The sequence below is a fragment of the Mesorhizobium sp. B2-3-2 genome, assembly GCF_006442295.1.
Classification (GTDB): Bacteria; Pseudomonadota; Alphaproteobacteria; order Rhizobiales; family Rhizobiaceae; genus Mesorhizobium.
The window spans coordinates 613,842-637,135 of record NZ_VFWA01000001.1; the positions used below are offsets into that span (position 1 = coordinate 613,842).

At 55.9% G+C, this 23,294-nt stretch carries 14 protein-coding genes and 1 pseudogene; 4 read left to right on the top strand and 11 right to left on the bottom strand.

Annotated features, from left to right (window positions below; translation table 11 throughout):
* The 4 genes from FJ964_RS03050 to FJ964_RS03065 form a co-directional block, all read right to left on the bottom strand.
* Positions 1–1,881, bottom strand: a complete 1,881-nt coding sequence (locus tag FJ964_RS03050) for a hypothetical protein (protein WP_140549005.1) — start codon at positions 1,879–1,881, stop codon at positions 1–3.
* A gap of 1,630 nt (positions 1,882–3,511) precedes the next feature.
* The gene (locus tag FJ964_RS03055; protein WP_210243357.1) at positions 3,512–4,762 is read right to left on the bottom strand and encodes a Druantia anti-phage system protein DruA; all 1,251 of its coding nucleotides are present in this window, start codon (positions 4,760–4,762) and stop codon (positions 3,512–3,514) included.
* 335 nt (positions 4,763–5,097) lie between these two features.
* Positions 5,098–5,439, bottom strand: coding sequence for a hypothetical protein (locus FJ964_RS03060; protein ID WP_140549007.1), 342 nt, complete (start codon positions 5,437–5,439; stop codon positions 5,098–5,100).
* A gap of 19 nt (positions 5,440–5,458) precedes the next feature.
* Positions 5,459–5,833, bottom strand: a complete 375-nt coding sequence (locus FJ964_RS03065) for a hypothetical protein (protein WP_140549009.1) — start codon at positions 5,831–5,833, stop codon at positions 5,459–5,461.
* A gap of 389 nt (positions 5,834–6,222) precedes the next feature.
* Here FJ964_RS03065 and FJ964_RS03070 point away from each other — a divergent pair, with 389 nt between their 5' ends.
* Positions 6,223–7,215 carry a hypothetical protein gene (locus tag FJ964_RS03070; RefSeq protein WP_140549011.1) on the top strand — a complete coding sequence of 331 codons (993 nt, stop codon included), beginning with the start codon at positions 6,223–6,225 and terminating at the stop codon, positions 7,213–7,215.
* Between the two features lie 820 nt (positions 7,216–8,035).
* Here FJ964_RS03070 and grrM read toward each other — a convergent pair.
* From grrM to FJ964_RS03085, 3 genes are all read right to left on the bottom strand, one after another.
* Positions 8,036–9,175 carry a cyclophane-forming radical SAM/SPASM peptide maturase GrrM/OscB gene (gene grrM, locus FJ964_RS03075; RefSeq protein WP_140549013.1) on the bottom strand — a complete coding sequence of 380 codons (1,140 nt, stop codon included), beginning with the start codon at positions 9,173–9,175 and terminating at the stop codon, positions 8,036–8,038.
* Positions 9,176–9,654: 479 nt separating this feature from the next.
* Positions 9,655–13,062, bottom strand: a complete 3,408-nt coding sequence (locus FJ964_RS03080) for a hypothetical protein (RefSeq protein WP_348642850.1) — start codon at positions 13,060–13,062, stop codon at positions 9,655–9,657.
* Between the two features lie 5 nt (positions 13,063–13,067).
* The gene (locus FJ964_RS03085) at positions 13,068–14,675 is read right to left on the bottom strand and encodes a hypothetical protein (RefSeq protein ID WP_140549017.1); all 1,608 of its coding nucleotides are present in this window, start codon (positions 14,673–14,675) and stop codon (positions 13,068–13,070) included.
* 253 nt (positions 14,676–14,928) lie between these two features.
* Between FJ964_RS03085 and FJ964_RS03090 the strand changes: the two genes are divergently transcribed.
* Positions 14,929–16,065, top strand: a complete 1,137-nt coding sequence (locus FJ964_RS03090; RefSeq protein WP_140549019.1) for a trypsin-like peptidase domain-containing protein — start codon at positions 14,929–14,931, stop codon at positions 16,063–16,065.
* Positions 16,066–16,159: 94 nt separating this feature from the next.
* Here FJ964_RS03090 and FJ964_RS03095 read toward each other — a convergent pair whose 3' ends face one another.
* Both FJ964_RS03095 and FJ964_RS03100 read right to left on the bottom strand, forming a co-directional pair.
* Complete coding sequence (locus FJ964_RS03095; protein WP_140549021.1) at positions 16,160–16,915, bottom strand: hypothetical protein; 756 nt, start codon at positions 16,913–16,915, stop codon at positions 16,160–16,162.
* Positions 16,916–16,980: 65 nt separating this feature from the next.
* Entirely contained in the window at positions 16,981–20,445 is a 3,465-nt protein-coding gene (locus FJ964_RS03100; protein WP_140549022.1) for a DNA/RNA non-specific endonuclease, read from the bottom strand.
* 407 nt (positions 20,446–20,852) lie between these two features.
* On the opposite strand from FJ964_RS03100, the pseudogene FJ964_RS03105 reads away from it, so the two are divergent.
* Together FJ964_RS03105 and FJ964_RS03110 are read left to right on the top strand one after the other, a co-directional pair.
* Positions 20,853–21,420 (top strand): annotated as a pseudogene (locus FJ964_RS03105) (recombinase family protein).
* A gap of 59 nt (positions 21,421–21,479) precedes the next feature.
* A complete protein-coding gene (locus FJ964_RS03110) occupies positions 21,480–21,926 on the top strand; it encodes a MucR family transcriptional regulator (protein ID WP_140549023.1) in 447 nt (148 codons plus the stop codon).
* A 158-nt stretch (positions 21,927–22,084) separates the two neighbouring features.
* Here FJ964_RS03110 and FJ964_RS03115 read toward each other — a convergent pair whose 3' ends face one another.
* Positions 22,085–22,462: a DUF3768 domain-containing protein gene (locus FJ964_RS03115; protein ID WP_224713229.1), complete on the bottom strand. Its 378-nt coding sequence runs from the start codon at positions 22,460–22,462 to the stop codon at positions 22,085–22,087.
* Positions 22,463–22,982: 520 nt separating this feature from the next.
* Complete coding sequence (locus FJ964_RS03120; protein WP_140549383.1) at positions 22,983–23,249, bottom strand: helix-turn-helix transcriptional regulator; 267 nt, start codon at positions 23,247–23,249, stop codon at positions 22,983–22,985.
* Positions 23,250–23,294: the final 45 nt, after the last annotated feature.

The following is a 23,294-nucleotide window of genomic DNA, read 5'->3' on the forward strand; positions in this document are numbered from 1 at the left end:
CTACTCTCTCCTGATACCAGCTAGGTCGAGGAGAAGTCGCAGCCGTGTGTCGATATGGTTTTCGCTGTCAACCCGCCCGCCGTCCAGTTCCTCTTCTATGTCCTCGGACGCCAAGCCGGTCATTCGCCATAGCGGCCACAACCAGCCGTAGGCGGCGGATTGGAGTGAGGTCGGAGCATCTGAAGTGCGGAAGCCCTCAAGGGCCTTCATGAATGCAATGGCAGTTCGTTCGACGTGTGGATTTCGGAACGAACGCCCCAGCCGCAAAAGCCGCACCAATTCTTCGCTTTGCGCATTGCCGTTGGAGATCTGCATCCACAAGTCTTTAGGACCAAGTGACGTCAATGCTCCGGTGGTCACGGTCGCATTTGCTTTTGGGAAAACGCTCCAATCCAAAACGTCCGTATCGAAGACGGGCCCGAGCTGGAGATAGAGCAACTGTTCTGGGAACGTCGTAACTCCATCTGCGAGTGTTGCCACCACCACGACGTTTTCGTTCCGGATAAGGTCCGCGGTTGCATCAGCCAGCAGTTCGAACGGTACATTGTTCACTCGCTCCAGAACCAGCGCACCGACTGCTCCGTTCCGACCGCCAAGTGCTTTCGCTACATCGGTGTCCAATGTCGCCGCATCGACGAAGCCCACCGGCACTCGTGCCCGCACAACATGCTTCCCAGCCAGTGTCGTTGCCGTTACGCGGGCCAGTTCTGTTGAAAATGATCCTTTGAAAAACAGCACTTTACAGGTAACAGCGGCGGTGAGCACACCAGGCGACTTGAGCCCTAGTGCAGCATAGTTGGACGCCAGTAGGCCTGCAGCTTCCAAGCCAGTATTAAGCGCCTTAATCGAACCGGTTTGTTCGACCAGCGGCACAACGCGGAGCGAAGGCCTCGATGCTACGACAGGTATGTCGCTCTGCGGGGTCTCTGGGTGAATGGCCTGGCCCAGTTGGGCGATCCGTTGAGCGATGTCAGTAAGCTGTTGTTGGAGCTCGGAGGCGTGCTTGCCCGTTCGGTCTTCAGTATCGCTCCAAAGCGCCTCGAGGTCGGCGACGCCGTGTTCAACCGTCTTCAGGCGAGCCTCCGTCGCGGCAGACACGCGCGTCGCAGCCTGGCCTTGGACATCCAATTCTTTCCGCAAGGCCGCCAATTCGGAAAGCACGCTCTCCAGAGCGCGAGCCGAAGCGTCTTCCTCGACTACCGGTACTGGCCGAGCTACAAGGTCGGCAATGGTTTCCGCTAAACGCGCAATTTCACCCGACAAAGCCTGAATGTCGCCCTGCAAGCTTTGCAGCCGCTCCTCATGGTCCTGAATGCGGTTTGGCAAGACCGACAACTCCCGGTCTTTCTCCACCGCCACCAAGGGTTTTGCACCGCTTGCCAACAGTTGAAGGGTGTCGGTGATCTCAAACGGACTAAACTGAAGCAGTCGCGCGATCGTCTCTGCGTCACAGCGGTTGAGAAAAGACTGCTCGTGCAGGCTGCGGAACAGCGCTTCAATCTCGGCTTGTGGCTGATCCATAGCCACCTGGGGATGTTCTTTTGCCGTGGCGCTTTCAATCCCATCCAGCAGCGCGGCAAGGCCTTCAACATGCTCTAGGTGCTGCTCCGCCCATCCCCGCCAAAGATAGTAATAAGCGTTTTCGGCCCGCGCTTTGTTGGCCTTGGCACCGCCTTTCTTGAACAAGTGATGGAGCAGTGCCTGCTTGCGCTTCGGCAGGCTCGCAACGCTGTCCGCGCGAAATCCGTCAACGCTAGGCAGCACCTTCAGCAAAGCCCGATTGGTTTTTGTGGTTACTTCGTTGAAGAAGGCCAGCAACTTGCGGTCACCGATGGCGCGTAGCCGCTCGACAGCCTGGGGGGTGGGAGCCGGCTGTGTCATCTCGCGTCCCCGCTGCCACGTGCAATTCGGGTCAAGGCCAGACGGCGGTGGGACTCTAGCCAATGCGGTGCATTTAAGGTGCGCAACGCGGCTGCTAATTCGTCGTCTGAGTAAGAGCCTGAAGGAATTCCTGCGCCTGCAAGGACCCAACGGGCATGCGCGCGAGTAGCAGGTGACATGTGCCGGGCCGACGTCTCCGTGGCCGCCCGTCCAGCAAACCACCATCCCCCGTATGGACCTAGGTCCAGGTGGACGTCGCACGCAATGTCTCGCAGCAGATCTTGTAAGTGGGCTAGGGCTTCCGACGTGACTGTTTCATTTGCCGAATAGATCTCGGCGTGTGCCGTCGCCAAGGCATGCTCATTCCAATCGATTGCGTCTGTTGGGCGGGACCGAACTCGAGGAACGAGACCCTTGGGTACCTGCAAGCCGCTGAAGGTGAGCGAGCCCCCGCGCACTTGTTCCAGTAATGGTTCCGCCTCCGCCGAGCTGGCCGAGATCGAGCGTGTGCCGAAGGCCAGCAGGGCCGCCCGTGCTGTCCGCGCGACAGGCTGGCTACAAGTTCTGGCAACAGCCGTCCGTCGATGTCGAGGACGGGCGGCTGAGCCGCCGAGAAGCCACTAACTCTTACGAATTGCCATTCTCCGTGTGCGAGCTGCAAGCTGGCTGCATCGCTGCCACTACGCGCATTTAGAATTGCGTCATCTTCAGCATTGCCAGCGTGCATCGCAAGCGTGAGTTCGCTCTTGGTGTCCAACACTAGTCGCGCAGACGTATCAACAAAGTGCATCGCTGGGGCCACGACACCCCACCGGCGCTTTGCAGGCTGCACCGGTAGGCCGGTCGCCCGCCTGATCCAGCCGGCTACCTGGTCGTCAGCCACCTGCGGTAGCGTAACCAGAAGACAGCTCCATTGCTTAAGGTTGGCGAGACGCGTGACGGCGAGTTGCGGCGGCACATTCGTAGTCGAATCGGCATGCTGGACGAAATAGTAGGTGGCTCCCCAGTCAAGTGTGGCTGCTAACGACTGGCGGCTGCCTCTGCCCGCCGAAAAGACCGTGGTTCGTCCGGCGCCCAAACCCGGTATTCCCTCCTGTACAGCCTCGCCATAAGCAGTATCCACTTCGGGACTGACCCAAGCCACACGGAAGCTCGGGGAGTCGGGGTTGACGACGTAGGTCTGCGCTCCAGCGTGCAGTCGGGCACACGCCACTTGGACCCGGAACCCGTCACCGCCGCCATCGAAGGTCAACATGCCCTTCGGGGTCGGCGCGCGGGGGATCTGCACTTCCAGGCCCCAGAAGGCGGGTACCTTACCGGCCGGCAGTTGGACATGGAGGTTAAGCGAAAGTGGCGCGTGCGAGATGGCAGGCTGTGGCCGCAGTTGCCCGACCGACTCCGCCGCCGGCCCGTGCCATGCATCGGCGGAGTGGTAAAGGTAACATTCCGGTCGCGCGGAGCCCGAGAGATGGGCGAAATGGGCTTCGCGATAGGAGCCTTGCCTAGGACTGACACGCGCGCCGCATACTGGACAGGCGTAACGCCGGTACCGTTTTGCCGCCGATGCCGCAATCCGCTGTCCGCTCGCAAGGTCGATGGCGAAATACATCCCGGGCCCTCCGACGGCAGCTTACGCTGCCTGGTTCCTCAACTCGTCGAGAGTTCCGGCGACGGTGCCACGCACCAGCAACGAAATGCTGTCCCTGCGCCAGTTGCGAAAAGCTGGCTCACGGATTCCACGCGGGGCTATCCAGCGGCTTACGGCCAGCGCGGATACCTCAGCTACGCTTAGTAGGTTGCTGTACTCAGGATCGGCCCCACTTCCACGAAGGATGTCGACCGTGTTCGCGGCTAGGGCGCAGAGGAATACCTGCCTCTGAATGCCATGTTTGAGCAAGGAATCCTTGAAGCCGAGCCGAGTAAGCGCAGCCTTGATCGTTCGCAGCCGCCAATTCGGCCCCTTTCCGTACGCATGGTGGTCGGCATAGTCGTGATTGATTAGGCGGAGGTAGGCCCGCAATTTCTCGAATAAAGCATCAGTGATGTGAAAGTGCCCCCAGCCGGTCGTATAACCTACCGGCTGAAAATAGTTTGTGCCATTCAGTGCCAATCGGTTATAGAGCGAGGATCGCCCCATCGATGAAGTTGTGGTCACCATCAGCAGGCTAGCGTGCTTAGCGGCCCCTGAAATAATGCCGACGGACTCTCCATAGGTGTCCTTGAAGTCTTGCACTACTTCCTTCGTACGCACCAGCGCAGCCACGGCTTTGCCGCCAAGCAGGAATGAGTAGGGTGGCACCGCACCCAGCACATAGGCATCAAGCAGATGGACCAACCTCAACGATCGGTCAGTTGAGTTCCATCCCACCAACTTGTCCCGTACTAACAGATTGAACACGGGATCACCCAAAGCGATGATGCCCGCCAGGCGGTCGTGACTCTCGTCCCATACGAGGTACCGCAGGCGCCGCCCAAAACCCGCGGACACGGGGACGGACCAGGTTAACGTAGCCAGCCGAAATAGGTCGGCATCCTTCGTGTCACTGCGTACTCGCCGAAGCACCAACCTGATGTTTGCAGGTTCGATCTCGTTTCCATCCGCAAAATGAGGCAACAGTTTCGCTTCAGATCGGGCGAGGAAGGCCGCGTTCGCTTTGAGTTTATCGCTACGTTGCTCCGCATGAAGCAGTCGTACCGCCTGCTTGTCCTGGCCGGGGGACAACAGTTGACCGTTCTTCCCCTTTTTGAATCCGAGACGCTTCAGATCCTGGCGAATCGCCCGTTTTAGCTGCGCTTCCGGCGGCGGAAACCTGATTAGAAATTTCTCCCCCAAGACACCTTCTCCGCAATACATTCCGGTTGTTCCGGAATTTTTGTTCATAATAACAATCAAACAACAGTCCAAGTGCAAGGCAGTTGTCGAGGCGCAAGCCTTCTCGACAACTAGACACCTACATAAAGCCGAGATTCGCTGGCTCTGTCGATCCTCCCAGTCTCTTGCGACGAACAGGGGCCAACGAACTCTTGCGATGGGTGATGACTTGCCTTCTGCGTCTTTAATCACATCCCGACGCGGACATCCTTGGGATAGGACAGGCCGCAGATTAGCTTCACGAGGCAATCTTGCCGAACGCTACATTGGCGGAATAATCCCAAAAGTGCCCATTGCAAAAAAGGCCCCCGTAGCAATTGGAGGCCCTTTTTCGTTTTGCCAAACTAGGCACGTCGCCGCCCCATTTGTTCCATTAGAAACCCGTCGACCTCCTCGGAGTTCATCGACACCTTCGACCAATTCGAGTTTACGGCATCCTCCCTGTCTAGAGGCAGGTGATTGTCCCAGAACGAACCAAAGATATGCTCAGCACCGTCTTTTTCGTACGTGATGCGAAAGCAGGGTTGATATCCCCTGCCGGTGACACCAATCGTGACCCTGGCATTTCCGTGCTGGGCAACGCAGACTGACAGCTTCTGACGCACGCCTCCCATGTAGACGAGCGGCTCTTTGAGGAGATTCCAAATTGAAGCGATTGTAGATAACTTGTCGATCCGACCCGTCATGGCTGCTCATCCCTACAGTTTAGGCCACAGTGTCGAGGTATGGGATGAACAGCTTCTCGCGGTGCTTCCCCCCCGCAGCTTCCCAGTCCTTCTTGCGATTCTTGACAGCAGTCTGGGTGATGGACATGCGGCGGCCGGCTGAGTTGTAACCGGCGCCAGCGTCTAGGAGGCGAAAAAGCACCTCCCGCCCCTCCGGTGTCAGATTTACGCCGACCTTGTTACGGGGGTCACGGCAGTCCTCGTCGTTGGGCGCTTTATATTGAATGGTTCCCGCGACCGCAGCGGACGGAGGATCCAGCCGGTCAAGGAGAGCATCGAAAAGGCGATCGACATATGCATGACCTTCAAGCCGTGCAGCTTCGATGGCAGCCGCAGTTTCCGAGGATATGGGCATGAGAACCCCCGTTTCCTGTGTCCCTGAAAGACCATCTTTCGGAGTGCACGCCACCCTATACAGCATAGTACTACACTAAGTGCAAGTACCCCCTACATAAAATTTTAGAATTGCAGGATGTCGCGTTACCATTCGCGCGCCAGGGGCCTACACCCCGTCGAGGCAGCAAGTCCCAAGCGCAACCGCCTCCCTATCAGTGTAACATAGGTTTCGATTCGCTGAGGATCGACAACTGCCATGTCGCTCTTGTGCGAGTTGATTTTCCGTCGTTTGGCACGCTGCTGGCTCGAACAAAGTGCGGGTGAGGAGTATTACATCCTACACATGGAGTTTGCGTCAATCCAGCCGCCTATGGTGAACGTTTGGCATTACTAATTGATATAGTTCCTATGAAAAGTTCCGCTAAATATAAGTCTCGAGAGCTCAAGCTTGCGCTACTTGACTCCAATATTTGGCGATATGCAGTCGACGCAGAGGCACAAGGAGCACTTCTTCGTGCTGCCCGGGAAGGCCACTACGCTATCCAGATTTCCCCGGCGGTGGTCTACGAAGCTTTGCGATTGCGCGATCTGCCGCTGAGAAATCGTTTAATCTCCCTGATGACCAATCGACGTTTCAGACGTCTCATGCCCGAAGCATACAGCGAGTCAATGGAGATATTGGGAGAGATCCGCCGGTTGAGGCCGGATTGGCTGCGACCTAACCCGGACAGTACTTTCTTTGCTCGCAGCCGCAACGACTGGTCTCGGAAGATGGGCGGATTTTGGGTCAGATGCGCCGAATCGCCGAATGATGAAGCTCAGCGCGTGCAGCAAATGGAGGGGTCATTGCTGAAACAGGCCTCCGAGCAGATCCGAGGCGCCCGCAAACAGATGATGGAGTCAGGTTGGAAGTCAAACCCGCCGATGGATAAAACTTTCGCTGCGTTACCAAACCCGGTTCCCGGCTGGAACGGCGAGATGGTCGAGGCTTGGCGGATAGAGAGTTGGGCGGGCTTAACCTACGCTTTGTCTAGGCAGGGGAATCCGTATCGCGACTGGATCTCGCCATTTGTCGAGGTTGACCACGGTTTGCTGAAAAGCCCTGGGTGGGTTGAATTCTGGCTACACAGCACAAACGCGAAGGCGCTGCCAAGGCAATGGATGCGGTGGGGCCACTCAATGGCCCAACGTTTTCGCAGGGTCACCAATGGCTCTGGAGGGGACAACCAGCTTTTCACCTATCTTCTTGAAACCGACATGGTGATCACGTCAGACAAAGGCTTCGTCGATATCCTAGAAGAATGCCGTCCATTTGCTCCATGTCCGCTACCGACGGGTCACCTTGTCCCAGCCGGCGCTCCGGGCATTGAGGCGATGCTCAGCATTCTGCAAGACCCGTGACCAACAGTCATGCGTCAGCATCCGGTCTCAGGCGGTTCGGGTGCCGCAAAGTGTAAAGGACTCACTTAGCCAGCGACGGACCAACGCGAAGTCTCACGTCGATCGTGAGAAGTCGAAATTCTCGGTTGAACGACAGGCGCCACGGCCAGAGTCTTCATGCGTAACAGCCGGGTAGCCTTCGGAAAGGCAGCGTCGAGGCCTAAATCCTGCCAGTGACAGTCCTCGCTAAATCTCTGTGAGCGCTCGCGTCCATCTGGCGGTCAACACGACCTTGGCTTCCACACCTTAGTAGCCGATGCAGCGATCCAAGGAGGGGCACTTTTCTGAATTAGATTGAACGCCAGTGACTTTTTGATCGCCGGCGCCGTTTCCTACTAGCAGACTATTACCACCCAGTTGCCGCTTTTATCTTTTTTGGTTTTGGCTCTATAACCTCGCTTTTTGTAGTCATCCCGAACGGTGTTTGCGTCATCTTCTGTTTGGAACTGACCAACAAGTGTGCAGCTTTGCACGTGCTCGTACCTATCTCGCATAATTGACTCGCCGCTGACGAAGGGAGAAGCGTGGGCCGCCAATAACGGGCCGACAGTTACGGCAATTGCTACTATTAGTATAAGCATAGAAACCCAATGCACTTTCTTGTGATTTCTGCATAACTGCTTCGCGGGCACCGCACAGAGATCGCCCTTGATACCTACAAATCGTTGGAGTGAAGCTCCAGGAGGGTGAGCTTCCTTCATCAACTTTCGCCACCTGCCGGTAAGCTTCTGCCTGCCAAGAATCGCCGTGGATCCATGAACATGTTCCGAACGCATCGCCGCTACGCTCCGACCGTTGCACTAGCAAATGAGTCCGCATTCGAACTCTGGTTAGCTAAGAATCCAATTAGCGCATCGGTTGACGCCTGGATCGTCAACCTACAAAACTCGGTTTCTGTGGACGCCAGATTGCGGCTTTCGCAGTACTTGTTCACAGGTGATCCGCCGCCGCACACACCAAAGTACCGGCACGATACCCGACATGCATCCACGCCTTTTAATATTTCCTTCTCCACTCTGTTGAGGAACGAACTTCTTTTGATCACCTCAAGATCATCTGTTAGGATATTACCGAAAACGAAATTCTTGTATTCAGGAGCTCGTACCTCCATGAATTCTGGAGAAAAGGTGGATACATTTCCGTTGGCACCAATCACAAGCGCCGCCCATGGTTCGTTCAGCTCGTTACCGACAAAGGGGGCTCCCCCTAAGATACTGGCGATCCGTTCGACTTCTCGAATATACAACGCGTACCCAGATCGGTAGGCAAGTGTAAGTATTGATAACAAAAACCTCACGATCTCTGGCTTGTAATCACAACCATCAAAACTCGACGACTTGTTCGCGCCCTCTAATTCGTCGACACTGAAACTCACGTCCTTAATACCGTTATCGCGATAGAATTCGAAGAACTCTTGGGCGCAACGTAGGCAGTCAGGATGCAGCACCGTTATGACACGCGGCTCGAAGCCTGCGTCCTGTAGACGTTTTAGCCCGCGCATGGCAAGCCGCCAGGTGGGCTTCCCACTGCGAGTCAACCTTCGAGCGTCATGAAAGCGCTCTGGACCATCGATACTTAGGCTTATTTCGGTGCGCGTCCGCCTGAACAGGTCGATCCAACGGGCGTCTATTGCGATACCGTTGCTCTGCATTGCAAAGTTACAGTTCGCTGGTCTCTTGGGCTCAAGACACGCATACGCCCGCTCAAACCATTGTATTGGCGCCGCTGTCGGCTCGCCTGCATGCCAGACAATTCCCGCTGCTGCATCAGGTGGAAGTCTGGCGAAGACTTTCTCACGAATCGCTTCCAAGATCTCAGCCGACATCAAGGTGCGATCATTCCGATGCGACAGGTAGCAGTAGGTGCACGATATGTTGCAGTACGCTGTCGGCTGCAGGATGATGAGCCGAGGGTTCCACACAGGTCAGCAATTCCTCCAGTATCCATTAAAACAATTACCGAAGTTGGGGAAATTCGGGAAATTCGGGAAATTCGGGAAATTCATCCACTGCGCCACCTGCTTGCCTTGCCCAAGCGAAGGTTGCGCCGCTCTTCTTCCGTCGGCTCGACCGTCCGATGACAGTCGTTCAAACGGGTTGAGAGCGCCGGGCTCAAACGTAGCACCTGAGGACGACAACGCCCTGACATCTAGCACACCGCACTCGACGGCCATCACAAGCGCAAACGCGATGGGGAGGGGACGGGTGCTCATTTAAACGATGCCCCAATTGAACTGCGTCAAATGTACTTCCAAATCTCAACGCTTACCAGAGCCTTGCCTCCAGATCGAGCGGCGCCGGAAATCCGGGCAGCAATTTTCAACCAAATCACCCGCACGGATTCACCTTGGAGGGCCCAGACACTTGCGGCATTGCCCTCAGACTTGCCATTCCAACCACGTCAGTTCTCGCCGGCCCCATCCTCAGAGCTTGGAAATATCGTGCTACGGGCGTCATCCAAGGCGGAGGTAAATGCTTCCCACCCAACAATATACCTCCACCCCCTTCCAGACGTATCCCGCAAGTCTAGGTATCCTCTAGCGTCTATCCTTGCGTCAACGATGGGCAGACCGATGTGCACCTGCTTAAACCTGATCCCCTTTTCCGCAACGCCTTCCATTCGCCTGAAAAGGGTAAGAAATTGCGGGCAATTTTCCTGGTCAGATCGGCATTTTGGCTCACCTACCGCGGCTGGGTCGTTTGCCCCAATTCGAAGCTTCAAGGTGTAGGAACCCCCTTCAAGCTTGAGACCGTTAAACTCGCGATTTTGATAAGCATCCGCCTTATCTGCGCTGCAGCTCCCAAATATTCTTGCACAGGCATTGTCCGGCAATAACTGAGGCTGACTAACCCCCGAGATTTGGGAAATATAGAGAAACTGACCGTCCCCCTCGAGCGGAACCGCAAAACCGTTCGTAGACTCTGTTGTGAAACCCTGCACCTTGCGGCTCAGGATATTATTCGACAGGTATGACACAAGCCTACTGTTAAACGCGTTATCAACATTTACGCTATCAGCAGCGTACAGCGTTACGAGACCTGGTTCATTTATGCGCACCACTTTACTCTTAATACCGTCGGACCCAGTCGATTTGTCGATGATCGTAAGAGGATATATGATTAGTCCATTTGGCTGAACTCTAAGCAGTATAGATGTGCGCACATCTACACAGACCTTGTCTCCTTCGTCCAGCGAGACGGTTTGCGACAAAAGGCCCCTTGCATCGGAGCTCACGAAGGCAAAACCCGAAGGAGCTACATACTTTAGGCTAAACTCTGAAGTGCTAACGAGCGGCAAACCGGATGTTTTGCTGACTTGCCCACACCTGACGTCAGTTTTCTGAATATTTCCCGGGAGTAACTGACTCCATCCAACCCGTCCAACGGAATTCTTGAGAATTGATCTCGCCTTCTGATTCAGAATTTCTGTTGCTGTATCTAAAACGTAAGTTGTCTGCGTTAGGCGGTAAGTCAGATACGTCCAATTTTCTTCTGAGGAAGCGTTGGCTCTGCTCAATGCCAAAACAAGTTGCGATTGGGCCGCAACTAAATCATTGCGGGCAGACTCGTCCGTAATTCCTGCCACCCCGCCAAGTAGTGTTATTATCTTGTTTGAATTCCTACCATTTATTCCGAGTACGGTAATGGTCAGCACGGCGGCCAAGGGCAGTAGCGCCACTTTAGCGAGCCATCTCGAGTGACCTGACGGCCAAAAACCATCTCCTTCATTCCATAGTTTTGATTTATGAAACAGATCGGCAATGCTACGGATCCGAGCCCGCGCCAGCTTTCGCTGTGCTTCTTTGTCAGTCTTCAATCTTTCTTTCTCTGCAGGTGGAACTCCCCAATTGCCGGTGCGCTGCCATTCTTCGATGAGTTGGTTCTCAGCCCAAGTTTCTCCGAGCCACCGCGGCGGCAAAAAAAGCGGGCTTAGGTTCGCCAGCGTTACATGCCGGAGTGCTTCCGCGGCCAGGCGCTTCTCGCCACCTCTCACCCATAAACTCAGACGGCGGGCCAGGTTTCGTTTGCCTTTTATCGCTTGCAACGAATTGGCGACTTCAAGCGTCTCTAAAAGCGCCTTCCGTGTCGACTTAGCCTGCTCCAAAATTGACAGACAATGTTCCCAACTTCTGATCAATGATTCATGACTGACGTCGTAAGTCCTGGTCGCCGTATGGGGCGTGTCACCCGCGCGGCGCGCTTGGATGTCATCGCGTGAAAGCACATAACCGCGGCGACAAAATACCTGCATCACTGCGTCTACAAGCGACCTTCTGTCAGCCTCATACCCAATGTAGGGCGGCTCGTGCCTCACCACTGCGAAGATGCGGTGGAAAGGCCTCTTAGCGCGCACGGCGTGGACGTCAAGTACCGCTGTAGTCGCAATTTCTTCGGGCGTGGCAAAGCGCCGAACCCATCTGCCGCGGTCGTCCATGCGCGCCATGCAGGTGAACGCGCTATCTATCATTTGCGATACAGCTGGTCGGCGCGACGCGATGGTCCCCTCGCTTACATGTCGTGCTCCTTCTTGCAACGCCTCCTGCCGGGCGTTCTCTGCACATCGATTCAAGCAGACTTGCAGAGGCTCAGAGGCCTTGCGATCGCGGAAGTCATCAAGGGTCAACTTGGGTGACCAACCCGAATTCCCGCTGCGGTGCTCCTTGCCCCAACGCTTTATTGCTTCTTCCCAGATCGCGCGTAGGGCGTGCTGCAGCAGCGGAAGACTGTCCGGCTTGTGATCGAGAGTCCTGCTCAGCCGTTGCGTTTCAGCGGTAAGTAAATCGACCAAATCCCGGCTGAAGGGAGAGGTCGAGCGCTCATCTTCGTCGTAGCCGTAGGATACTCCCCAGGCGTCGAAAACACGGCGCGCCGGCTGCACGATCGCAGCGTGAATGTCCCGCTCCTTGGTAAGCAATTCGACTTGGGTCGAGGTCGCAAAGATAATCTCTGAGAGCCCCTCGTATTCGGCGCAGCGATGCACCTCTTCGCTGCGCATCGTTAAGGCAATGAACAGACCCTGCCGCGCTCGGCCGTGGACGGCCTTCACGAGTTCAACGATCGCATTGGCCCCATCTCGATCGACCTCTTCGCGGAAAATCTCCTCGAACTGGTCAATGACAATCAGCAGATTTGCTGCTCCGACCTGCATGCCCCCGGAACTGATCGAATCAAGCGTTTGAAGCTCTTCATTGGCGAATCTCAGCAGCCTGTCATGGTCAAGCTTGCCTGCCGGCAGCAGGAATTGTACGAGCGCCTCCTGGCACGCCGATAGCAATTCTGTGCCTGATAACGCCTCAGACACGCCAAATTGAGCGAACGTCGCGGCCAACGCGCGCTCGCCGAATGGTCTTTTGGCAAGCGGCTCACCGACCGCTGTCCAGACCGCATCGACGATGGCCTTGCTGGGAGTCTTACCGGGCCGAGCAGTAACAAGATACCATCTCCCGCCGCGATTCGGTATTCTCTGGAAACGCCTGAGATATGGCAGCAGCCCGGCTAGCACCAGAGACGACTTGCCAGACCCCGAGCCGCCCAGCACCCCTACGACGTTAAAAATCTCAAGACGTTTAGCAAGTGCCTCGTCTTCGCCCGATCGGCCGAAATAGAGAAGACCCTCAGACGATGCGAAGCTCCTGAGTCCCGGATAGGGAGAGGGCGTTAATTTGTAGCGCGGCAATTCCGCTTGGGGATCATCATGCAATTCCTGCCATGCCGCAATCAAGCCAACGAGGCCGCTTTCCTCGTCGTCCTCGGCCTCAAGCTGCTCGCCCTCGTCCACCGCTTCAAGGGGTAGCTGTTGCTCGCCCATGGCGATCACTCTGATCTTCTCTGGCCAGTTCGGTTTAGGCGCGCCTGCAGTTCCTGAATAAGAGAGTTCAAGTGACCGGAGTCGACTTGAAAATTTAACTGACTTTTAACCCCGACGGCAACAAACCGCCACCGCGCAATGATTTCATTCGTGGCCTTTTTCAAATATCGAAACGAATGTCTTTCCGGCATTGTTGTCGCTATGATCCCAAGGCAGAGAATGTTCTGCGGATCAACTCCATTTCCTTTAGCAAAGCTTTGGACGATCTTGTCGATAGCCATTACTCTTTCACGAAAATTCATCGGTATAATGCCTTCGTCGTCGATGGAATCATTGAAGTTGTGTATCGCTACGACACCGAACTTGTACAACATCATGTCATTGATTATTTTTACAGCTTCTTGCTCATCAAAAAAAGGTACCTCCTCCCAAGTCGGAGGCTTGTATTTTCCGAGCGGCGCTGACGCCTCAGGGATAATGATATCTCGAATAACATTCCCGCCTGGCATTTTTTTGTATTCGACATCCTGGTATCCAAACGGAGGAGGAGATTCCTCGTCGTCTTCGCTGCTCGACGGCTCGCGCCCCAGAAATCTTTCGACGACCTGGCTCAATTGACCGGAATTTCCCTGCTGAAACCAAAAAAGGTCGGCGGCCAATTGAACCGCCCAGCCCTCGTTGGATTGGGCATTGATCTTTTCGACGAAATCATCATCGTCTGTGTCTTGCGGAAGCCAGATTACGCACTTGAAATTGCTTCCAGGCGCTCCAGCGGCAACATCGATATCTTTCTTCAGGAGCGCTGGATTAAGCGCGTAAGCCCGCGCCCAAGCATTGTCGATGGGCAGGATCAAGATGGGCTTCCGCTCGGCGCTGGCCCAACCCAACAACTCGGGATGAGCAGCTTTCTTCGCCCATTTGTCCGGAAGAACGGTGAACGGTACCCCACTTTTTCCTAAGCGTACTTTGAGATCCTCAATGGCGGTTGATGTCTCGGCAACCATGCTCCCGGTCGGCGATCCCAGGATCACGACATCATAAGACGGCGGGGGCTGCGGCAGAGTTGGTCCGATTTCAGGCTCGAAGCTCTGCAGCTTCTCGTCGCTCGGGCGTTTAATCCGCGCCTCGGTTAGTACCAATCTCCACAAGGGCGGTGATGTCGAGTTTGCATAATCCAGGACCGCAGCTATCGCTTGGAGATCATTGTTACTCGACGCGATGATATCACCAGGTTTCAATTCAAGGCTTTCGGCTACGAAGTCCTCAAAAGCAGTCCGGGTGAAAGAAACATTGAGCAAGTCCCGAAAGTGGTCGATCTGGTTCTGTGTCAACCGTCCTGAGTCAAGTGTAGCGATCTCGAAGTCGCGAAGCGCCTTGCTATTCGGGCGTTCCTGGCGGGCCTTCGCCAGCAGGCCTCGCCACCAACATCCGGTGTTCGCTTCGTTCAGCACTTTGCCAATCGCTATTGGATCGGCGTCGTTGGGTCCGACAATGTTTCGAAAAAGGGGGGTCCAATGACGGTCATGAAACGCCGCGTATGTTCCCTGAGTAAACACCTCGGTTAACGCATCTCGAAACTGCAAAAGCTGCTTGGGGTTTAACCGATCGCACATTTGCCTAACCCGGTACGATGTTTACCTTGGTTCATCGCGTTTGGGAACGCAACAACGGACAAATCAAGAACACCTTGCAAACGCTATTTTGCGCCAGTAACTTTTGCCGTGCAACGGGTTTTACGATTGATGTTCAGCCAAAATCGACGAGTTGAATGCGATGATGGCCCGGGGGTCAGCACAGACGCCGACGGCGCAGAGGTAGAGGCATGCTGGCTATCCCTCTGTATACAAATGAGGAGGTGATACCCCAATGGTGATACGCGTGTTAAGCGGCCCGGAAATGGCCACCCTTCATCAAGGTCTAGATGCGGCTTTCGACGAGGACAGCTTAGCCATGATGCTCAGCTTCCGGCTCGACAAGAAGCTGAGAAATTACGCAGGACGCGGAGCGACGTTTTCAGAAGCGATTTTTAAACTTATTGAGCGCGCCAACATGGAAGGCTGGTGGCCGGCGCTGCTCATCGCAGCGCGTAACTCAGCCCCCGGGAACGCGATGCTCCTGGAGGCTGAGGTAAACCTTCTTGCCAAGGCGAAAGTTCCAGAGGATCAAGGCAACCTCGAAAAGATAGTGAACCTGAGATCAGGTTTTCGCGATGTCGACGAATTCGGCAGGCGCCTCGGACAGTTGGCGAATGGTATTTGCGCTGTCGAGGATTCACGTGGAGGCCTCGGAACGGGATGGCTGGTGGCGGCAGACATCATAATAACCAACTATCACGTGGTTAGCCACCTTCTCCCGGATGGAATAGACAAGTTGCAATGCCGATTTGACTTCAAAGTCGTGGACGGCGTCGTTAATACCGGCCGAACCGTTTCGGTGATGAAAAAAGGATGCATCGCGCATCGCCCCTTTGGTAAGGCAGATGTTACGGTCGAGCAAACGGATTGGTCACCCGATGAACTCGACTATGCGCTCTTGCGACTCGCTGAACCAGTCGGTCTGCAACCGGTCGGTGCCAAGCCGGAACCGTCGGCACCTGTCCGGGGCTGGATTGAGGTGCAGTCGAAGCCTAGCTCCATCGAGCCGAGCGATCAGATCTGGATCTTCCAACATCCACAGGACCTCGGCTATCCGTCGCAACCGCGTCTCCAACCGATAAAGCTCTCGAACGGCAAGGTGCTTGAGTGGGCGGGAGAGGGCATTCGGCTGAGGCATGATGCGCGAACCCTACCGGGTTCGTCCGGCTCGGCATGTTGCGACGACGGGCTGAAGGTAGTGGCGCTACACCAAGGCGGCGATCCACTCGATTGGCCAGATTATCGCGGCAGCTACAATCAGGCGATCCCGCTACACCGAATAGTCGCCGACCTAGTCGCGCGCACGGAGAGTGACGGAGTCGAACTGAGAACGCTCGATGCCTTTTGGGACAAAGCGCCTCCGCTTTGATAGCAAGGTTCTATTCGCAACGTCCAAAGAATGGTGAACCGCGCGAGCTTCGAGTTGAAGCCTCCTCCATCCCCATGAGTCTTTCTGCTTTGCGTTAGATCGCTACGTCCTTAATAAAGTCGAAGATCGATTCACCTAGTCGTTCGCGTAGGCGAGGTTCAATCGCTGCCAAAAGACTGTTGTTGGCACTAACGGTAGTTGTTGCGCTTTCGAACTCAGCAGCAACGTCGGTAACTTTGAAAAACAAAACGTTAGTTTGACTATCAATGAAGGAGAGACGGGCAGCAACATGCCGCATCCTACTTTCGACAACATCAGAACTCACTGCGCCAAAGAGCATCTCGCGAGTTTCGAACTTTCTGGATTCTTGATCGAATAGGGTGATCCATGGCTGATTGCTGTCCATCTCCTTCAAGTTCTGGAGTAGCGCGAGAATAACGGGGCCAACAGCGGCGCCACCCAGTGCGATGGTCAAGAACGGAATTATCGCATTGTGTACAGCGATCCCCCGTTTTTTGAAGCGCGACCTGGTAAACGCACTCTGGGATACTGTGAAGCCGAGCCGCATCAGGTTTGTTTTGTAGCCGGCAAACCAGTCATCCTCATCATCGCCATCTCGCATCGAAGCCGAAGCTGCCCGGCTCGCGAAAGTCATCGCGAGCGAAAGGGGGCCGCGCACCCCTTCCGGCGCAGCCGAATAATCGATAAGGGTATTGCCGGCGACGATGCCGTCTGGGAGCTTGTCGAGATTTAGCGGCGGGCTCTCTAAGCGTTCCAAGGGGGTAGTGTGTCGGCGTGGGCTTGCCTTGATGTCGGCACTTTCGATGAAGCTCAGCGGATTTTGGTTCATGCTCGACTCCCCTTTGTACGTATCGCTACTACCTGGCGATCTGCAATTCGGCTCAAAATGTCTGGCTATCTTGGCTCCCCGATGCCCAACATCTTAAGCATAACCGCGGCGCCGCATTGCTTCGACACCGCCGACGAATCGTATTTTCCGTCCTTGATGTACTTTCCCTTCGCGTAATGGTTGGAAAAGCTCCAGAGATAAGGCGTGTTGATTCCGCGGGTGCGGTAACCCCAGCCGTTGTAGGCCTCGAAACGATAGAACGACCGTTCGATCGACCAATCCGTCTGGGACGCGTAGCCTTTCATCGTCAACGCGTCGACGGCACTCGATTCCCAATCACTTGGCGGATTCCATTTCTTCGGCCGCCCTTTGGGGACCTGCACGGTACGGGCGCTGAGGGGATCCCCATTGTGGAGATGTCCCTTGAAGTTGAAGCTCCCCTCGAGCGCATGGGTGATACCTATAAACCACCAAGGGATGTTCAGGACGCTGCCCACCTTCTCGTAGCGTGGGCGGAAATCGTTGAGCCTTGTGACATACCAAGCCACCTCGCCTTTCCGTTCAGGGCGTATCGCGCAGCTCTGGTAAAGCGCTTTGTATTCATCTTTCAATTTGGCAAAGTCTGGTGCCGGTGCTTCATCCCCAGGTACTTTGAAGGTGATCTCACCTTGGTAGGTCTGGAAAAGCCGAGCCATCTGGCCTCCCAGGGCTAGATCATCGTCTGGAACGCTCTCCTGGAGTGCGACAATCCGGTGGAGCAGCTTGATGGACTCGGGCGCGGGAACGTTGTCCCCGCGCGCGGCAAAAACATCACTTTCGGCGCCCGCCTCCGCTAGGCTAACGGATGGAGTCAAGATCGCGTCGGTCACGCTTTCAAGTGGAAGGTAGGTCACTTGGCTAGGGTCCGGCGACTCCTCGACATTCGGAGTGAGAGGGTCGGCCCCCCGTAGAGCGGGAAACTTAAAGCCAGTAATCTCCTCAATATGCCTGATTGCGACTTGGAACGTTCGGTAGGCGCCAAGAACAAACCCCTCAACTGCCTCGACACGACTGCGGCGCTCAAGCAATTCTCGGATTATATCGCCTTGGCTCAGTACGTATCCGGTAGCGTGCAACCCACCACCAACCTTGAGCATGACGACCACTTTCCAGAACTCTCGTGGAACGCGGTGAACCTGTCTGGACGAACTAGAATCCAGCAGAAACTCAGGATCGTCATCCCGGAATACCGGCCCTGTGAAGACACAAGCCCGAAAACCTTCGGTTCGCGCGCTTTCGAGAATGTAATTCTCAAGGCCCTGCCACAGCGTCTTTCCCTGGTTCAGGCTTGAGTGCTGAAAGGCCGAATTCGTGTAATGGAACGTGTCGTCATTTGCCTTTTGCGCGTCGTCGCCCCAGTTTGGATCCTCGCGCCGCACCATATGGCCGCGATCGATCTCCGGATCGCGATAGGCACCTTGACCCAGTTGAAGATCACGGTCGATACGGAGATCGAAGAACCACTGGTCGTCTCCACGCTTAATGCGTCGCGAGTTTTCTCCGTCGATATTGACTGCGGTGACGCGCGGCGAGCGCCGATGCTTCGAGTAGAGAACGCCAAAATGGGTGTAGCGCAATTCATACTTGCGTTCTTCCGTCGCGTCCGACGGCTGTGCCACGTCTGCAGCGATCTCCTCTCCGAACTCAGGCCAGGGAACCTCTGTCCCATCCCCGAGGAAATTCGGCTGATAACCTGAACGATTGGACATATCATTGGCCGAATGGACGCCGTCTGCCCGTTCCTCCGCAGGCTCTGCCAGCGCCAATCCACCGATGGTCGGCCGAGACGATGAGAGCAGATCCTTCAAGGTCTCCGAACTGACCGCGGCGTTCTGGATGCCGAACTCTCCAGAAAAATGCAGGCCGACCACGGCTTGCTGCTCAAGGCTGACGAGGCAGGAACCTGAATTGCCACCCAGGGTCGTGCAATCGTGCGACAAGACCGTCCCCTCCCCACCTGTCATGATCAACCCGGGGGCAAACCGCTTTACGTCATAGAGGTCGTTGAAATACTGACGCATCTGCGAGAGATCGTTCCGGTCATCGAAGGCCGGATAGCCGATAGTGCCGACGAGCTCCCCATCACGACCGCGCCGAGGCGCAAGCGGCACCGGATCCGGGGCCAACCCTTCCCGAACCTCGATCTCGAGCAGCGCGACGTCAGCCTCAGTATCGTCGGCCATGTAGAGGATGGTAACGACTGGGAGAGTGAAGGCGTTGCCAGGCGCCGAATCCACTTCCTCCCGCAGGTCGAGGTTGGCGCTGTAGCGCGCTCCGATCGGCGACCGCAGGAAAACGCCCGAACCATCTCGGGCGCGTCGTGCCACTAGCTTGGCAACGTGGCGATTGGTGACGACCTTGCGACGTCCACCCGGAGCTTCAGCCACGACGAACCCTGTCCCGCCCCATCGCATGGAATGATTCACAAACTCGACGCGGCCGACGGATGGAACGAAGCGGTTGATCCCTTGCACTAGTGAGGCCGTAAGCTCCGGCAGCAAGTCGACTTGTTCGAAAGCAATTTGATCGTTGCGAATAAGCATGGGTGGGCGCCCAACGCGCCGCACAATCGCTTCGAGACCGACTGGATTGCGAACTGTGTCAAGGCCACTGCCCCTGGCGACGCCTTCCAGGCTGCCGCGGGATCGTTCCAGTGGCGCCAACTCAGACGGATCTACGCCGAAGCGAATCGGATCGATGCGTCCCTCGACGACGGCACGACCAACGGCAGCTCCCACGTCGCCGCGCAGGCTTGTAAAGAATGGCCCGAGGCGAGAACGTGATTCCTCTCGCGCCGGCGCGCTGGGGATCGATGGAGAAACCGAACCGGATGCTAAATCGCCGACATGACTGTGGTCGGGAATACGGCTGTAATCAGACGCCAGTGCGGGATCGGTCTCGGGAATCGACGGAAACTCGTCGTTCAACGCCATCGCTTCATCGCCGGAGGAACGCATCAGGAACTCAACCTCGTCGCTCGTATAGGCTGGATCCCAATGGGTGTTCTCTGGCACGTTTGAATGGCCGTAATGGCCGCCCTTCGTATCCCAGGCGCGTGCATCACGATTGTGCCCACCAGGATCCTTGCCGTTGAGGGCCGGCTGCGGGGGACCGTTTGGCCATACTTTTGGTACACCGTGAATGGCTTCGATCCAGCGGCAAAGCCGCGCCACATTGCGAAGCGTCGCCTTCGATTTCGGACGGTGCGCGAAACCTACGACTTCGATTTGAACAGCAGAATCACGATTGGTCTCGATTCCCCCGGGCGCGTTTCTCAGTGCACGCGCCGCGACGTTGGTGTCTATGTGCTGATAAATCTTGCTCTCATCTACCGTAAAATGTGGATCGGATCGGTTGGCGCGAAAGGCAGCAAATGCCCCGGCAGCGCTTGATCCTTCGGTAGTGTGATGGACGATTTTGAATGGCCCACCGGTGAAGGATCCTGACGATCCACTTATCGTCACCCATTCTGCGCCCGGATATCTAGCCATAGCCCTCCCCCCGCAACACGTAGGCAAAAGCGTTGTAGACAACTTCTATGCATCGCGCGCGTCACTGAGGCACGATACTTATTCTGTCTTTTCTACTCTGAGCACGCCAAACTTTTGATCAGTAACCCTCCATTAGCATATGCACAGATACGGCAAAACTCAATTGAAAATGTGGGGCAAAATATAATAGCAGTGTGAAATAGATCATAGACTTGATAAGGTGTAGGAGACTCGCGCAAACCTAGAATGGTAACGGTGTCGATCCGTGTAGGCGTGGACGGACGTCACAGCGCAAATGGACGTCCCGGGCTCAAAAGTCGACGATTACAGGCGCATAGACGATCCGGCTTGACATCGACTATTTGTGGCAAGGTAGCGTCGAGCCTAAACCATCAGGTGACACGCCAATGGCTCGCATGGGATACGCCCACGTCAGCACGATCGATCAGGATCTCGAAACTCAGCTCGTAAAACTTAAACCGGATGCCAGGTCATTCGCTCAGAAAAGGTTTCGGGCGGCACCCGCCATGGCCGCACAGAACTGGCAACCGTTTGGATTTTCTTCGTCCCGGTGATGAGCTGGTGGTGACTCGCCTTGACCGGCTCGCCCGCGATACTCGAGACGAGCTCAACCTGATTTACGAGTGCGAGCAGAAGGGTGCGTTCGTCACGGTGCTCGACCCGCACGTGACGAGGGGGGAAATGGGCCACATCGTCTTGACCGTTCTGGGAATGGTCGCTCAGATGGAGCGACGGTTCATCAAGGAACGCCAACGCGACGGCATCGAGCAAGCCAAACGCGACGGTGTCTATAAGGGAAGGAAACAGAGACTTGATCGAAGCCAAGTTATGGCATTGCACGCTGACGGCCTTGGCCAGGCTGGAATTGCAAAGGAGGTAGGCTGCTCCAGAATGCAAGTCTACCGGATCATTCAGGCCGCCGCCGATGGCGCTGTCGCTCGAAGGCAATTTTAGACCACTAGCATTTCTCGATAAAGCCATTAAAGAATTTCGTCTCGATCGGGAGCTATTGCATGTCGGAAAAGATTGAGGACAGCCGCAACCAGTTAATCGAGCTCACTACGGACATAGTGTCTGCCTATGTCAGTAAGAATGCGGTGCCGGTTGCATCTCTCCCGGAGCTGATAGAGAGCGTGAATTCGTCGCTGTCCAAAATCGGAGGACCAGGCGAACCTGAGAAACAGCCCCTGGTTCCCGCAGTCAATCCAAAGAGATCGGTATTTCCCGACTACATCATCTGCCTTGAGGACGGAAAGAAGTTCAAATCGCTGAAGCGCCATCTCAACGTGCACTACGGTTTGATGCCCGACGAATACCGCGAGAAATGGGGATTGAAGTCGGACTATCCGATGGTGGCGCCGAACTATGCCGCGCAACGGTCGGCGCTGGCGAAATCTACCGGCCTAGGCCGGAAGGCTCTGGCCAAGGTAACGAAGAAAGTAGCTAAGAAATCGCGGTAATGCGAGCCGGACTAGAACGACCAGACATGCCGTTAGGTAAGTTTAGGTCATACCCTCTCAGCACGGCGCTGGGAAAGTCGAGGCGACATCCCAACAGGTTTAAGCGGTCGCCGTTCAGGGGTTGGTCGTTCTCCGTACGATGGCGCAACCGGGCAGTCTCAGTACTCGTCGGCCCGCATGACCGTCATCACCCGCGATGTGACGTTTCGGTCCGACGAATGGAGACGGCGGGTTAGGTCGTAATAGTCGATCTTCCAGATGATCTTGATCCCGCTGACCGTCATAACCGCGCAATCGTGCTCGCCGTAGGGATCGTTCTCCGGAGTAAAACCATCAAACACAGTGATGGCCGAGATAATGTCCCTGACCGTTGAGGAACCGAGCGCCGCTATCCCTTCGGTGATGACGATAGTTCCCCCGAGGCGCCGGATCCTCAAGTCGTCGTTTAGAAGCCTGGTCCTGAGGACGCTCTCGTCGAGCGCCCGGCTGATGTCGTTGGCCTCCCCGAAGAGCATGCCTGGTTTCTGGTTTGTCATCGTCTTTCCCTCTCTTGGACGCGAATGGTCCTTTCTGGCCGGCGCCATTGCCGGTCAGTTCGTACATTGGAGTTCTTGTTAAGCTGAAGCGCTCAGTCCGCGTCGACGCGGGCAATTCAGCCGAGGACTTGCGGGTCCGGAATGCTCCCCGACCCACCACCCATTGATTGCGCTTTCAGATCAGGCCCAGTTGGGGTCGATAATCGACCTGCGACAAAATCCGTTCCAACGTGACCTTGGCCTGAGGTCCTGACATGGCTGTTCCTCCCCCTGTTAGGATCAGGATATAGGAAAATATTCCAAGCCAACATGCACCCGGACCAGGGCTGAGGCGGAACCATAGGAACCCGGCACAGAGCAGCTTTCCCGATGAAATCGGGCGCATCTTGCAATCGTGCACCGAATTGCGCGGTCGCGCGCCGCATCGGTCGGCAAATGAAGCGACCTGGCCAACGGAACTGCGCTGTGTGGGTTCAGTCGCCCAAAGCGCGGCTGAGCTTTTGGGCGCGCCCTGTGTCCGCTATCCTGCCTTCGGCCGTCGACCCGAGGAAAGTGGAGATGGCTCGCGAGCGCCTTTCGGAGGTTCGGTCAGAAGTTCCGCGGCGGAGACTCCAAGCACCTTGGCGAAAGCCTCCAATCTATCAATGGTGACGTTCTCCGAACCGCGCTCGACCCGACCAACGTACGAGCGATCGATGTCCGCCGCCAGCGCCAGCCGTTCTTGCGACAGACCTTGCGCAACACGGAGCTTGCGGAGGTTCCAGCCAATGATCTTGCGCACGTTCATCGTGAGCAAGAAGGCAGTACAAACGGCTTGACAATCGACGGACTG